The 14744-nt window shown below is 71.5% G+C and carries 13 protein-coding genes; 1 reads left to right on the plus strand and 12 read right to left on the minus strand.

Annotated elements, in window-relative coordinates:
* Positions 1-47: 47 nt before the first annotated feature.
* Complete coding sequence (locus ACWDRR_RS25925; RefSeq protein WP_449774618.1) at positions 48-1121, plus strand: hypothetical protein; 1074 nt, start codon at positions 48-50, stop codon at positions 1119-1121.
* 814 nt (positions 1122-1935) lie between these two features.
* Here ACWDRR_RS25925 and ACWDRR_RS25930 read toward each other — a convergent pair.
* The 12 genes from ACWDRR_RS25930 to ACWDRR_RS25985 all read right to left on the minus strand — a co-directional run bounded on the left by ACWDRR_RS25930 (position 1936) and on the right by ACWDRR_RS25985 (position 14689).
* Positions 1936-3342, minus strand: coding sequence for an AlbA family DNA-binding domain-containing protein (locus ACWDRR_RS25930; RefSeq protein WP_449774619.1), 1407 nt, complete (start codon positions 3340-3342; stop codon positions 1936-1938).
* Positions 3343-3962: 620 nt separating this feature from the next.
* Entirely contained in the window at positions 3963-4736 is a 774-nt protein-coding gene (locus ACWDRR_RS25935; protein ID WP_449774620.1) for a prepilin peptidase, read from the minus strand.
* Between the two features lie 313 nt (positions 4737-5049).
* Positions 5050-8193: a LysM peptidoglycan-binding domain-containing protein gene (locus ACWDRR_RS25940; RefSeq protein ID WP_449774621.1), complete on the minus strand. Its 3144-nt coding sequence runs from the start codon at positions 8191-8193 to the stop codon at positions 5050-5052.
* A 65-nt stretch (positions 8194-8258) separates the two neighbouring features.
* Positions 8259-8681 carry a pilus assembly protein TadG-related protein gene (locus ACWDRR_RS25945; RefSeq protein ID WP_449774622.1) on the minus strand — a complete coding sequence of 141 codons (423 nt, stop codon included), beginning with the start codon at positions 8679-8681 and terminating at the stop codon, positions 8259-8261.
* Positions 8678-9133, minus strand: coding sequence for a TadE family protein (locus tag ACWDRR_RS25950; protein ID WP_449774623.1), 456 nt, complete (start codon positions 9131-9133; stop codon positions 8678-8680). Before ACWDRR_RS25950 ends, ACWDRR_RS25945 begins: the two co-directional genes overlap by 4 nt.
* Positions 9130-9543 (minus strand): TadE family protein, encoded by a 414-nt coding sequence (locus ACWDRR_RS25955; RefSeq protein ID WP_449774624.1) that lies wholly within the window; start codon positions 9541-9543, stop codon positions 9130-9132. Before ACWDRR_RS25955 ends, ACWDRR_RS25950 begins: the two co-directional genes overlap by 4 nt.
* 34 nt (positions 9544-9577) lie before the next feature.
* Positions 9578-9811, minus strand: a complete 234-nt coding sequence (locus ACWDRR_RS25960) for a hypothetical protein (RefSeq protein ID WP_449774625.1) — start codon at positions 9809-9811, stop codon at positions 9578-9580.
* Between the two features lie 35 nt (positions 9812-9846).
* Positions 9847-10746, minus strand: a complete 900-nt coding sequence (locus ACWDRR_RS25965; RefSeq protein WP_449774626.1) for a type II secretion system F family protein — start codon at positions 10744-10746, stop codon at positions 9847-9849.
* Positions 10743-11639, minus strand: a complete 897-nt coding sequence (locus ACWDRR_RS25970) for a type II secretion system F family protein (RefSeq protein WP_449774627.1) — start codon at positions 11637-11639, stop codon at positions 10743-10745. Before ACWDRR_RS25970 ends, ACWDRR_RS25965 begins: the two co-directional genes overlap by 4 nt.
* Positions 11636-13183, minus strand: a complete 1548-nt coding sequence (locus ACWDRR_RS25975; RefSeq protein WP_449774628.1) for a CpaF family protein — start codon at positions 13181-13183, stop codon at positions 11636-11638. The genes ACWDRR_RS25970 and ACWDRR_RS25975 overlap by 4 nt, the downstream gene beginning before the upstream one ends.
* Positions 13176-13991 (minus strand): hypothetical protein, encoded by an 816-nt coding sequence (locus ACWDRR_RS25980; protein ID WP_449774629.1) that lies wholly within the window; start codon positions 13989-13991, stop codon positions 13176-13178. Before ACWDRR_RS25980 ends, ACWDRR_RS25975 begins: the two co-directional genes overlap by 8 nt.
* Entirely contained in the window at positions 13991-14689 is a 699-nt protein-coding gene (locus ACWDRR_RS25985) for an SAF domain-containing protein (protein WP_449774630.1), read from the minus strand. Before ACWDRR_RS25985 ends, ACWDRR_RS25980 begins: the two co-directional genes overlap by 1 nt.
* Positions 14690-14744: the final 55 nt, after the last annotated feature.

Raw genomic sequence — 14744 nt, forward strand, 5'->3', positions numbered from 1 at the left:
CGCAGGGGCCGGAGCTCGTGTCATCGGCCGTCGGTAGAGTCCCGATCATGACCACCACGGGGGGAGTCCGGGTCGACCACGGGTCGATCGAGCGGGACTTGGAAGAGCGTGGCCACGACGGATGCCACATTGAGTACGTGCCCGAGCAACCGGGGCCCGGGGGAGAGACCGGGCTGCTGGCTGCGGCCCAGGAGGCGGCGAGCGCGGCCAACGGCGACGGCAGCGAGCGAGCCATGTGGGGCCAGGCCCCTGCCCTCACCCTGGCCGGCGTCGACGTCTCGCTGAAGGACTACTGGGGGCCCGACTCCCTGACCGCATGGCTCGCGGCCTTCGCCCGGTCCCTCGAACAGCAGGGCTTCGCCGGCCGGGTCGGCGCCACTCCCGCGGTGATGCCGCCCCACTGGTTCCGCTTCGGCCTGGAACCCAGGGCGACTGCCTTCATCGCCCTGGAGCACCCCCTCACCGAGCAGGCCGCTGTCGACCGCTGGTGCCGGGAAGCGGACGCCTGGGCCGGGCACAGCGGGGGAGAGGCCCACCTCGCCGCCGGAGCCGTCCTTCAACGCGACTCCGCCAGCGACGTCGCACAGCGCTTCGCGAGGTCGCTGGCCAACAGCCGTACCGCGACCCTCGTCTACCTTGACCCCGCAAATCCCCGGGCCGCCCGGGTATGGGTGCAGCAGGACGGCCTAGCCGTGTACCAGGCCTACGACCTGGACGCCCGCCGGGAGACCTTGGTCGAGCGGGCGCGGGACGCCGTCCTAGCCAACGCCGCCCGGACCCGGCTCGCCTTCGTCGACCTGACCCCGAAGTGGTCCTACGGCTGGCAGGACCGCGGCCGGCCGCTGCCGACCCTCCCCGTCCACGCCGTGTACGGCAACGATCCGCTATGGGCCCGGCGCCTACCCGACGTTCACGCCCTCCAGCTTCTCAACAGCGCCCACCTCGACCGGGTACGAGACTTGTCCAGCTGGACCGTCACCGAAGTCCACCCCGGCCGCTACCTCGTCCAGGCCCGCGACCTCGCCGCCTGGTGCGCCCTGGGCGGCCCGTCCGACGCCGTCCTTGCCCGGGCCCGCGCCGACTTCGGCCCCGCACTCGCCACATCGGACGATCTGCCCTAGCTCACCGCCCTCGCCGATGTCCTGCCCCGCCGCAGACGGGGCCCGGGCGCCTGCGGCGAGCCAGTGCCGCCAGATTGCCTCTGCGTCGCCCTGCGGGTCGGGAGCATGCTGGGAGTATGGGCAGGCGGGCCGCCAGGCGCTGGGATCAGTGTGCCGTCGAGCTGCCGGCGGGATGCCGGACGTCGCGGCGCTACTGTTCGGCGGCGTGCCGTACGCGGGCCTGGCGGGCGAAGCGAGAGCGTGAGCTGTGGTGGCGCACGAACGTCGAGTTCGCTCTGGCCGTCCGGGAGGGCCGCGGCTACCGGCGACCGAAAGTCTGGTGCCCGGTGTGCCACGGTTGGTGGGTGACCGGCGAGGCCCCGAAGCCCGTGCTGAAGAGGAAGGACGCCGTGTACTGCTCGCCCAGCGGTCGACGTGGTCTGAGCCCTGACTCGTCCTACTCGCCGACTCGCTGCCCTTCTGGCTGGTCTGATGCCACGGTCTGGGATCGACGGCCCAGGCAACCGAAGGTGAGGCAGCCCCGTCGATCTGCGTCTCAGCGGCAACGAGAAAAGAGACGAGCCCAGCGGCAACGTCTCAACTCCGATTCTAACTACCCAGCTCAGCGCCCACGCCACTGGCAAAGATCGAATGAGACAGGACACCGGCTCGGCGGCGATCGCCCGCACGGCGGCCCGATCCCGCCGCCGATCGGCGATGTGGATCGGCTCGTCCTGCACGTCGTGCGCGCGCTTCATACGATCGCCGAGGGGGTCTCCGTGCCCGTTGAGCGAACGGATTCCCTGACTGCTCATTGGGGCAGTCGTGTCCTGAGCTACCGGGGGTGCGTCACGATCTCCAGCCCGCTCTCTTCCGCCCACCGGTAGAGGCGGCCGCTCGGGAAGAAGGAGTTTCGCTGGTCGCGCACCAGGGCGCCCTCGGCAGTGGTGAACGGAGACTCCGCCTGCCCGAAGCAGTGAGCGATCTTGGTCAGCAGCTTGTGGGCGGTCTGTACAAGGTGGGTTCCCGGGACAGTGAGGCTCTCCACAACAGCGCCGGCGGAAGCGAAGGCGTGGGTCTGAGACCCGTCGAACCCGAGCGCCACAGGCTCGTCCGCAGGCGTCGGGGCGGCCGCCATCGGGGTGCCCGGCATCTCCCCCAGTGACACGACCACCCTCATCTGGATGTCGCATGCGCCGAGTGTCGCAGCGCGGTCGGCGGCGTGCCGGGCCAGCACACCAAGGGCGGTCAGCACCATGCCGCAGAGCTCGCCGGGCGACACCGTGGTCGTCGGGGGAAGCCGACCCGGGAAGGTGACGGTGCTGTTCGGGGAGGTGCGGAGCTGGTAGGCGAGCGCCCCGGTGCCGTCGGTGCCGAGAATCGCGTTGATCTCCCGTTCAGCCTCGGAGTACATCTCCGCGGAGAGGCCGGAGCTGCACGGGGTGACGTCGTCGAAGGTGTGTCCGTCCTCGGCCAACCACAGAGGCTCGGCAAGCAGCTCCCGGGTGAACGTCGCCAGCGACCGGGTATTCAAGTCCATCTCGCCCGGTACTGCCGGCATCAAGGAGAGCAGCAGTCGGGGTGACGGCTCGGGGGTGGTGGCGAAGGCTTCCCGGGCGACTTGGAGCTCAAGGGCGTCGCGGTCCGCCTTCCTGCGGTCGAGCGTGGAAATCCTCTGCATGGCGGCCTCAAGGTTCTGCGATTGGGAGAGGAAGGTCGTTCCGGAATCGGTCCGGACCGGGCACCGGATGTAGCCGTCCTTCCGCTTCCCCTTGATGCCGTGAGCGGCGTGGGGACCCTGGAGACTGCGCGGAACGACCAGTAGGAGGAACCCCTCCGACGTCTTGTCCGGGTTCGGGACGGGGTGCGTCGCGAAGTGCACGCGCGGCTCGGTGCGGGCGGCGACGACGTCCTGGTAGTCGCGTCGGTCCTTGTCCTTCAGCGGGAACGGGTTGATGCACGAGGGCACGCCGTTGACCTCGTGCATGCCCAGGACGATTACTCCGCCTCGTCCGTTGGCGAAGCTCGACACGTCCTTCGCCAGCTCGTCGCCCCAGTCCTTCCTCTCCGCCTCAGGCTTGTTCCTCTCGGCTGGAGAGACGTACTTGTAGTCGAACCCCTTGAAGTCGAGGTCGATGCCCTCGGCCGCGTTCGGGTTGTCGACGAGAGCGGCGATCTGGTGGTACCCGACGTGGTCCAGACGACCACCGAGGAGTTGCTCGATCCGGGGAAACTGTGACATGGCCGGACCCTAGAGCGTCGCCGTGGACCGTTCCACCGATTTGACCTGATCGAGTCCGGCGAGGTTCACCGCCGAACAGCGGCCAGGGGGGCAGTCGCACCCGCGTTCGCGGGGAGAGGGGGCCCTGCGGCCAGGCCAGCGGGCCAGGGCCAGGGCCAGGCCGAGTCGATCCGCGGTGGTGGAGCGGGTGCGGTCGTACACCCGGCTCCGGGCCTTCGGCCGGCCCCCGCCCCCGGCGGACAGGCTTCTCCCCGGCAGGTGCCCCAGGGAGGGGCCGACCGCGAACTCGGTCTTCCTGGTCGCACCGAACGCCACCTTCAGCACGCCCCACTGGACGAAGTCGTGCCGGGTCCCCCGGCAGTACCAGCTCTACGGCCCGCCGAGTTGAGATTTCGGTCATGAAGTCATCCGTCCCCGCAGGGCACGGTCGGCGATCCGATTCGGGGTTCCGCCCAGCGCCTGCATGTGGGCGTCCGGGCCCGATACTCCGGTTGGTATGACCCGACGTGGGCCTACAGCTGAGAGGGCAGCGCCTGGCCACAGACGACGGTCCCCGCCCGTCCCGTCCCGCTATGCACCGGGAGTCGCACCACCAGCGGAGCCCAGACCGGTACGGCGGATCAACCGAGCAGCGAGGATACCGCCAGCGTTCCGACCAGTAGTGCCGGCCCGAGTGCCACCTGCGCTTTGCGTCCTGCGCCGGAGCCGACCGCCACCACCAGCGCGTGCACGGCACCCAGTACCAGTCCCGCGCCGATCCCCCAGAACACAGCTGACCAACTGTGCCAGCCCAGAACAGCGGCCAGGGACGGGGATAGCTTTGCGTCCCCCAGCCCCATGCCCAGCAGAGCCAAGACGACGAACACCACCCCCACGACGACCGCGGACAGCACCATTCTCCCGAAGGCATCCCACAGGCCACCCGTCGCAGCACTGAGAAATAGCAGCACAGCCACGCCCAGCCCCGCCGCCGCTGTGAGGTGGTCCGGGAGCCGCTTCACCGCGATGTCCACTAGCAACAGCGCCGCGCCCACCACCACCAGCCACATCTGCGCGGCCAGCAGCCATCCCGAAGCGCCCGCGCCCGCGACTGCGGCGGCCCCGGCCCCTGTGACCGCTTCCGGAAGTCCGACGGGCGGGCCGATCCGCAGGGCCTCCTCCCGGTTGTCACCTCCGGCCTCGGAGACGGCCGGGCCGTGCGGGCAACGTGGCTGGACAAGAACCCTCCGAACAGTGCCGGCCAGTCCCTGGATCACCAGATGCCCGCAGTGCGGGCACGAGGTTCGCCAGCCCTCGGGGACGGAGTAGACGAAGACAACTGGCCGGACCGCCAGGGCGCCGACGGCGCATCCTGCAGCGGCAACCAGACCGACGGTGACGGGAGCCAGGGACACAGGAACTCCTCAGTGCAGTGCTGCTCTGGGGGAACGCGACAGGAAGAAGGGGGCTCAGCCGGTGATCCGGCCGGCCCCCAGGGTTGGTGCACCGGAGTGCTGCATGCCCGTGGGGTCCGTGAATCCGTGGGTACTAGATCCTGCGGAATCGCCGGAGCCCAGGCCCGAGGAGCACTGCTGGGACGATCACGACCATCTCCGGCTACGGGCCTGGGCTTGCCACAAGCCCTGCGAAGGAAGTGCAGGCTGCGGGGCTCGGTGCTCATCAGAACCCGGATTGGTCCGGACAGTGCTCGTGATCAAGCGGAGCTGCTCACGGATTCGCGGATGGTACAGCGCCGTTGGTGGTCTCCCGGACAGCGGTGAGACGTCGGATCAGAGTGTGGGTCTCGGCCTGAAGACCAGCGAGCCGCCAGTCGGCTTCCATCTTGTGGACCCGGGCGATCACGTCCCGAACCGCCGAAGGGTTCCCAGCCCGATGCTCGGTCCGCATCCACGCCCGGTACAGCTTCTCCGCCGTCGGCTCGACACTGAGACCGGCACTGATCGCCGCGCGGGCGGCGTCGACATCCAGGACCTCGTCACCGGTACGCAGCTCCGCGATCCGCTCGGCTGTGTCGACGATCCGGCTGATCATTGTTTGGCCCAGCGGAGCCGCCCAGGAGTGGTCGGCTGCGCCGGCGAACGGTTTGCCCCGCACCAGGCTCATCGCGGCTTCCAAATCGAGGACACCGGCAGCCCCCTTCGGGATCCCGCGCTCGGCGAGGTGCATGAAGTTGGCCCAGTCGGAGGTGATCTCCGGGCTGAGCGAGAACATCGCCACGCCACGAGGCTTCAGCCGCACGTGAGGCTCGCCCTTGGCGTCCAGTCCTAGCCGGGACCGCAGCCGGGACACCTCCTCATTCACCATCTTCGGGGCCCAGGGCGTCACTGCGTTCATGGCGGTTCCGATGCTGCTCTGGTCCCGTTCGTTGCGGAACATGAGGTAAGCGGCCAGCAGGACCAGCTTTGGCGGGACAACGGAGTTACCGATGCCGACGATCTGTAGCGGCCCGAGGACCTGGACCTCGGGGGAGCTCATCTGCTCGTCATCGGGTACCGGTTCGCGGACGACGTGGATCCGTGCCTGGGCGGGCGCCGCTGTCTGCTCCGTTGTCGGCCCGTCGTTGGACGACGGGGCATCACCGACGGGCGCGATGGCTGCCTCCTGGCCAGCATCCCGCTCCGCCGGCTCCGCCCCGGCAGGGCCGTCCTGGCCCTCTTCCCGGTACTCGACCACGGACAGATGATTGGGTGCTGGCGTAGGTACGCCCCCCGTGTAGACCTGGTCCGGGTCCGGCAGTTGCGCCCACGCACCTTCAGCCGGGCGGGCAGGCTCGGTCGTCAGAGCGATGGCCGCGGTGAGTTGCCGATAGGCCTCATCGGTGACCCGCTGCAGGGCGACCTGCATGCCAAGCGGCTCCAGCAACTGCGGCTCGGCCACGGAGGCGTCCAGGATCTGGGCATTGGGGAAGAAGTCCGCGGCGCCTTCGGCCGGGAGGACTGCGGCGATCCGATGGCCCCGTGCCTTCGCGGCCAGGTCGGCGAAGGCGTACAGCTCCTCGTGGCTCGCCGTGGTGGAGGAGATCACCATCCAGGGCAGGGGCTGTTCGCCGCCTTCGTTCACGGCTTGGTGGGCCTCGATCAGCACCCGGGCCAGATCGGCGGTGGCGTCCGTCAGGCTCGGGGTGTACATCACCCGGCACGCCGGCAGGAGCTGCTGCAGCTCCAACCCGAAGCCACAGGTCCGGACCTCGACGTGGCCACCCCATGCCGACGTGCCCGCCTCCATCGCGATCCCGCGGGCGACCTCGCGGACCTGCTGCTCAGAGCCCTTCAGCAGAAGTACACCAGCCTGCGGGAGGTTGACCAGGACGTGGGTGCCGTCAGTGGTAGCACCGATCGTGGACAGACCTGGATAGGGCGCCGGGATGTCCTGGACTTGCTCGTCGCCCAGCAGATCGGCCCGGGAGCCACGCACGCCCCACCAGCCGTCGGGACGGTCGGTGAACGGCGACAGCGCCTCCTGGGAAGGATCGTCGACCAGAATCTCGACGCGGTCGGCGGACACCTTTGCGCCGTGGACGACGGGCAGGGAAGTCGGGTTCCGCGCGGCGAGGGTGCGCAGCGCGAGGTCCAGGAGTTCGACACTGGCGGGGGAGGACGTGCGGTCGAGCATCTGCTCAGCGGGGCTGGTGGAGTCCGGAAGCGCGATCGTCTCGCCGGTACGGCGGGCGTTCTGCTGTTCGCGCCGCCTCCAGGCGATGACATTGAGCAGGCCCGCGCCGAGCAAGGCGCCGATGCCGCTGGCGACCTCCACGGATACAGCGGCGCGGGAGTGCTCGGGCGACGTCTGGCTTGTCTCGGCCGGCATTGCAGGGACGCCTGCGGGGGCGGGAGCAGGGGTGCTGAGTTGTGGTGCCGGGATGCTCGGTTGTGCTGAGGGAGTACGAGTGGCCGGATCGGATGTGGGCGGCTCATCGGGGACCGGTGGAGTGGCGGAGGGGACGTTCTGGGACTCTTCCACCGCGGCGGATGCCTCGGGAGATGGTGATGCCGTCGGCGACTGCTCAGGCTCGGACGCCGGGACGGTGGGCCCCGCACTGCCTGTCGGCGCGGGGATGACGATCTGCCATCCAGCCGCGATGTGATCGGCGTTCTGCAAGTGCCCCCCGTCGGGCTGCTCGACAGAGCTGGTGGCCTCCACCAGCTCGGGGTAGAGATCGGCGTCGCCGAGCTCGCGTTGCGCGATCGCTGAGAGGGTGTCTCCCTGCTGCACGTTGACGGTACGAAGGCCACCGGATGTGCCAGATGGCCCGGGCGGGGCAGTCCGGTCGACGGCCTCGCCGGGCAGTCGCAGCGTCCAGCCCGGCTGGAGCATCCCCCGCTCGTCGACCTGGGGGTTGAGCGCGGCGATCTCGTGCCAGCGGGTGCCGTCGCCGAGGTGGTGTTCGGCCAGGTCCCACAGGGTGTCGCCAGCGACGACCTGGTGGACCGGGCCGGTCCACGCGTCCGGTGCGGTCGCCGGGGACGCGGACGGCTGGCCGGTGGCGTGCTGGGGTGCGGTCGCCGTGAGCGGTGCGGCCGAAGCGGTGGGGGCCGCGGCGAAGGCCGCCGAGGTCGGCAGCAGCAGCGCGACGCCGGCCACCAGGGACGCCGCGAGTCGCTGGGTGGTGCCGAGGGCCCGCACCCGCGGGGCGCGGCGGTGGCGCAGCAGTGCGCCGACCTCGACCAGGGTGGAGGCGACGAAGGAGAGCCAGCCCAGCCATCCGAGGATGGTGAGGGCGCCGATGAACAGACCGCCGCTGTCGGGGGAGGTCAGTGCGATGCTGACGTCGTCCCAGGACGGCACCTGGTGGGGGAGGGTCCCGGTGTGCCACAGCAGGTAGGGGACGGCGCCGAGCAGTGCGAGGAGCACGGCCAGCGAGAGGAGGCCGCGCAGGGCGGCGGCTAGGCGGGAGACGGTTCGGCGGGGCAAGGGGGTCAGCCTCCCTGGACGATCAGTGTGGCGCTGCCGCGGCCGGTGACGGTGGAGCTGCCCGGCCACAGCAGAGGGTGGTAGGTCTCGCTGACGGAGACGATGATCGATCCGTCGCTTCCCCAGCTCACTGTGCCAGTGGCGCCAGCCGACTTGAGGTAGGCGGTGGCCGCGTTCTGGGCGGCGGCGCGGTCGACGGTGATGCCGTCCCCGGAGATGGCCCGGCCGGCGTTGACGGACTGGGCGCCGGCCCGGGCGGCTTCCTGTGCGGCGGACTCGGCGTGGTTGAGCGCGCTCAGCTTTCCGGCGCCGTCGACGACCAGTGCGACGAGAAGCATGATGACGACGGCGCAGATGGCCACGAACAGGGAGATCGCGCCGTCGTCACCGCGCGGGCGAGTCGGGCGGCGCGGGAGACGGAGGGTCATGCGGCCGGCCTTCCGCGGTAGGCGTCGATCGGAGAGGAGAACTCCCCGCGGACGGTCTGGCTGCCGGGCAGGCCTGGCAGGGCGAGGTCGGACAGTGCCACGGTGCAGCTGACGCTCACGCGCACGGTGGATGGCGTGCCGAGCGGGGCGCGGAAGCCGGCGTCGGGGACGTCGACCTTCAGCTGGTCGCAATGCAGGCCCTGGTCCTGGAAGGTCTGCTGGGCGACGCGGGTGCCGGCCGCCTTCGCGGCGGCGCCGTCGCGTTCCAGGGAGGCCGCCCGTGCGGCGTTGCGTGCGGCCGCTTCCACGGTGTTGTCGGCGATGTGGATGCGGCCGGCGGCGATGACCAGGAGCAGCATCGCGATCAGGACGGGTGCCAGGATCGCGAGTTCCAGGCTGACGCTGCCCCGGTCCCCTCGGTGACTGGACGGGCGGCTGAGGATGTGGATCACGGTGCGGTCACCCGCTCGCGGGCGCCGGAGGCGTGCTGGCGGATGGGCAGGCTCAGTCCTGGGATCCAGGTGTCGATGCGGCCGCTGACCTCGATGCGTACCGTGGCACCGTCGCTTCCGGTGACGACGCGATCGACTATGCCGCCGCCGGCCCGGTCGAGGAAGTCGCCGGCCGCGGTGGTGCCCTGGGCGATGCCGGCGCCCTGGACGCGGGCGCGGTCCACGCCGCGCTGGGCGGCGGACAGGGCGACCGAGCGGGCGTGGTACCAGAGCCCGGTCTGGATGATCATGAAGATGGCGAGCATGACGGCGGGGAAGATGATCGCGAGTTCCAGGGAGACCGCGCCGCGGTCCCCGCGGCCGCGCTCCCGCGGGCGGCGGGCTCGGGGATCCGGGCGTGGTGTGGACAAGAGGTGCTCCTGCAGTCGCTGGGCGGTGGGACGGCTACTTGATCTGGCCTTCCTTCTCGGTGAGCTTGGTGGTGAGGAAGGTGCCCAGGCCGATGGCGAGCAGGACGAGGACGCCGACGAGGATCGCCGCCTCGATGGACATCCCGCCCTTGTCCTTCTCGTTGCGCAGCCGGATCGCGGTGTGGCGGATGTGGAGGGCGAACGCCTGGACGACGGGGTCGGCGCAGGAGGTGAGGGTGCGGATCGTGCGGTTCGTCAGGGCGCGCATGGCGAGGCCTCTCTGGTCGGTCGGGGTTCGGACGGTCAGGCGGCCATGATCCGCGCGATGGCGGGGTAGCCGATGTAGAGGGACATGAGCAGGACCAGCGCCGTCACCGGGATGATCATCTTCTCGGAGGCGACGTTCGCCGCGGTCTGGGCGTCGGTGAGCAGCGCTCCGCGCAGCCCGGACGCCTGTGCCTGCAGGGTGGTGTAGACGGAGGCGCCCTCCTCGCCGGCGACCCTGATGATGTCGGCCGGGGCGCTGAGCTCCGGCACGCCGAGTTCGTCGCTGAGCTGGCGCAGCGCCTCCCACGGCGGAACGCCGGAGAGTTCCGCGCTGGCGAGGGCGGCGCGCAGCTGCGAGAACACCCAGCCCTCGCCGATGGCCGCCGCCTTGTGCAGGGCCTCGCTGGGGCCGGCGTCGGCCGCCCGTTCCAGGCAGACCAGTTCGAGGAAGGAAGCGACACCGTGGCGGAACCCCTGGCGGGCGGCGGCCGCCTCCTCCCGGACGTTCAGATCCGGGACGAGCCACGCGAGCGCCGCCAGCCCGATGCTGAGCAGCGCGGGCACGGTGAATGACAGGTGACCGCCGGCCAGGGTGATGACGGCGGGTACCAGGGCGGGGAACAGCAGTCCGAGGAGCGCGAAGCCGATCTTCTGGCCGACGTGCTGGGCCGGGGTGCGGCCGAGCAGGGCGAGATCGCGGCGCGGCAGCCGGATCACTCCCTCGCCGAACTGGCCGATTAGCCGGGCCCCGAGCCGGTCGAGGACCGAGCCGGCGGAAACGACCGCTGCTGGTCCGGCGTGCTCCAGCCGCCGGGCGTCCATGCGGCGCAGCAGGTCGGTGAGGTCGGGGCGGGTGCGGGTCGCGCCGGCGATGGCGATGGTGGCGCCCAGGCCGACGACGGCCCCGGCGATGATCGCGGGCGCGGCGGGGATCATGAGGGCTCCTGGGTTGTGGTCGAGCCCGTGGTGAGGAAGCGCGGTGCGGGCTTGGACATGGCCATTCGGCGCATCCAGATCAGCGTGCCGACGAAGCCGGCCGCCAGGATGAGCAGGAACAGGTGCCCGAACGGCGTGCTGTAGGGCTCCACGTAGCTGCCGGAGATCACGGAGACGCCGAAGACGCCCAGGCAGAACAGCGAAACCCAGCGCAGGTTGGCGCGGGGCTTCTCCCGGTCGGCTTCGATCTTGCGGCGCATCAGGACCTCCTCGGCGAGCTGGCCGGCGAGGATCTTCAACGCGGTGCTGAGGCCTGCTCCGCGGTCCTGGACGTGGCCGATCATCAGGGCCGCGACGGAGTCCGCCGACGCGTCGTCCATCTCGTCCGCGAACGCCCGGTAGGCGTCCTGGGGACGCCAGCTCGACGCCAGCCGGGAGGCGAGCCGCGAGATCTCGGGCGCGATGCGCCGCGGAACGCTGCGCAGGCTGCTGGCGACGGCCTGCTCCAGGCTGATCCCGGCGGTGTGGATGTCGCTCAGGCGCCGCACCCACTCCTCCAGCGCCTCCAGGCGCTCGATTTGACCCTTGCTGCCCCGTCCGGGCTGCAGGATCCAGGGCATGCCGAGCACGGCCGCCGCCGTTAGCAGGCCGCCCAGCAGCCACGAGGAGACCAGCCACACCAGCAGGCCGACGGCGCCGGCGGCGCCCATGAGCAGGCGCCCGCGCCCGCGCAGCCCGGCGGGCACGGCCTGCATCCGGCGCCGCAGCGCCCCCGGCGGCCGGGCGACGACAGGCCCGGTGGTGCCGACGGCACCGGCCACGGCCAGCAGCACACCGAGAACCGCGACTGTGCCGCTCACGGCGGCGAGCAGCGCGATGGGGGAGAGGTTCACAGCCGGGTCACCGTCCTCAGCGGCTGCTCCCAGCTGCCCCAGGGCTGCTGGAAGATGCGCCGGTCCAGGCCGGCGCGCTCCAGGTCCTCGATGCACTGGGGGAGCATGATCGGTACCGCGCGTGGTTCGCGGTGTGTCCCTTCCTCGCGGGGGCCGAAGATGGTCTGGCGGGAGGGGCGGCCTCCTTCGCCGACGCCGGTGATCTCCATGACCTCGGCGACGAAGCGGTGCCGGCTGCCGCCGACGGCGGTTTCGTCGACGAGCCGGACGTAGATCACGAAGTCGACGGCGTTGGCGATGATCCGGTAGGCGAGGGAGTCGGTCATGCTGCTGCCGGCTTCCATGGCGAGCATGACGAGGCGTTCGATCGTCAGGGCGGCGGAGCGGGCGTGGACGGTGCACATGGAGCCGCCCTCGCCCTCGTTCATCGCGTGCAGCATCGGTAGGATCTCCGCGCCTCGTACCTCGCCGACCATCACCCGGCGCAGGGACATGCGCAGGCTCTGCGCGAAGAGTTCGGTGAGGGTGATCTCGCCGACCGCGCGTCCGGCGGCGTCACGTTCGCCGTTGCCCTCCCTGCCTTCCAGGGCGACGACGCTCGGACCGTTCGCGTCGGTGTGCAGCCACAGCTCGTACTCGCCCTCGATGGTGCCGATCCGTTCGCCGGGCGGGATCTGGCGGGCCATGGCCCGCAGCAGGCTGGTCTTTCCCACGCCTTGGCTGCCGGCGATGATGACGTTCTTGCGGGCCTTGACCAGCGCCTGCAGGAACTGCTCCAGGCAGGTGTCGATGGTGCCCCAGCCGCGTAGGTCGGCCAGGCTCTGGGAGCGGGTGCGGTGGCGGCGGATGACGATCTGCGGGCGTGGGGTGACGTAGGCGGTGGCGGCGAGTCGGGAGCCGTCCCCGAGGCGGGTGTTGAGCATCGGGCTGGCCGGGGTGAGCGCCCGCTCGCCCTGCCCCTGGGCGCGCACGAGCTGGTTGACCAGTTCGATCAGCTCCGCGTCGCTGTCCGCGACGGCGGGGACCCGCCTGCGGGGCCGGTCGCGGTAGTCGACCTCGACCTCGTCACCGTTGATCAGGATGTTCTCGACGTCGGGGTCGTTCAGGAGAGGCTGGAGCCGGCCGGCCTGGAACAGCGCCTCGAACACGGCGGTACGGACCGCCTGCTCGTCCTGCTGGCTCAGGGGGCCGGAGGTGGCGGCGTAGTCGGTGGCCCAGAGGCTGACCTCGGTGGTGACCAGGGACTGGCCGAGCTGCATGCGGTCGTCCTGCGACATGCCGGGCCGGTCGGTGGTGGACTGGAACAGGCGCTGGGCCACCCGGCCGCGCAGCCCCGCGATCTCGTCGTAGGGCACGGGCAGGCTGCCCTGCCCGCCGACGACGACCGGCCCGGGCACCACAGGAGTGCTCGCGGCTGGAGCCGGCGTGGCCGGCGCGGCGGGGACGCTCCAGCCGGGGCCGCTCTGGCCGGCCAGCAGGGCGTCACGGAACCGGTCCCGCCGAGTGGACTCGGCGGCCCCGGGTGCGGCGAGGGTGTCAGACACGGGACGCCTCCATGGTGGGCCGCGGGGCGATCTGCACGCGGCGTCGCGTCGCGGCGACGGTGATCTGCTCGTGGGCCGAGCGGCTGGCGCGGATCAGCGGCGCGAGGGCGAAGCGGCCACGGACCCGGCCGCCGGAACTCAGTGCCCCGGCCGTCGCGGGATCGTCCGGCAGCGTCGCGACCACCGGCACGCCGAGCGCGGCGGCGACCTCGCTCGCCTTGTGGCCGACGTCCTCGATCAGCACCAGGCCCAGCGCGCCGGCTCCCGTGCCCTGCCGGTCGAGGTCCTCGCGCAGGACGCGCACCACCGGCGCCGCGGCCGCCACCGCCGGGGCGTTCGCCCGCACCACCAGAAGCACCAGGTCCGCCAGGCGCAGCAGCGGCGCGGGGGAGTAGAGGGAGCTGAGCCGGTGTGAGGACTCCACCACCGCCCGGCCGGCGTCCACGAGGATGTCGTAGCCGTCCTCCTCCATCACCCGCAGCAGCCGGTGCAGCGGTTCCCAGGTGCCGGCCAGGGCCGGGGCCTGCGCCGGATCGACGAGGCCGGGCAGCAGCAGCCGGTGGCCCTCGGGGTCCAGTGCGACCAGGTGCTGCTCGAAGACCTCCGGCAGGGTGCCGTCACGCTCGGCGGTGGCCAGCCGGTGCAGGCCCACGGCCGCCGTCGTCGTTCCTTGCAGGAAACCGGCCCGCACCGTGCCACCGGACGGATCACATTCGGCGAGCACGGTCCGCTTCGGGCTGGCCAGTGCCAGCGCCAGGGCGGTCGTCGTCACCCCGGAGCTCTTGGCCGACAGCAACGCGACGATCATCAGGGCCTCGCCTTCACGACCAAGGCGATACGGCCGGTGGCCGCCCATGACGCCACGACAGGGCTGTCGACCGGCGTGACGGCCAGGTCGACCACCCGCGCACCGTTCGGGTCCGGATCCCCGACCTGCACCACGACGGCGGCGATCGTCGAAGGCCGCACCGCCGGCGACGCCTTGTCGTCCTGCGGCGCGGGAGTGGAGACCACGAGGACCTCGTCACCGGCCTGGAGCGCCTGTGCCGGGAGCTGTCCAGGTTTGGCGAGCACGCCGACCAGGTCCTTGCCGGCCCGCAGCGGCTGGCCCGAGCGCACCGACGCGTCCGTCACCAGGGACCCGGCGGGCAGGTCGCCTGCGGCGGTCTTGCCCAGGATGTCGTGGCTGCGGCCGACCGGCACCGGGTGCAGCGCCGGGTCGGCGACCATCGTGGCGCTGCGCAGGTCGTCGACCGTGATGACCTTGCCGGCCGGGATGTCGCGGGCCACCGCGATCACCTGGGACCGCTCGCCGGCCTGGTTGACGAGGAAGGCGGAGGCGAGACCGCCGACGGCGGCCAGCGCGACGCCGACGGCCACCAACGCGGGCCGGCGGCTGCGGCGCGGGCCGGTGTCGGCCACGGGCAGTGGCGAGGCCGCATCGCCCTTCGTGGTGTCGGCGGCCGGGGCCCGGCGCGGCCTGCTGAGCGTGGGAGTACGTGCCATCAGAGGAAGTCCTTCAGGAGCGTTCGGAGGCTGCGGGCCGGCCGCAGCGGCGTCG

It is taken from the genome of Kitasatospora sp. NPDC003701, from assembly GCF_053587085.1.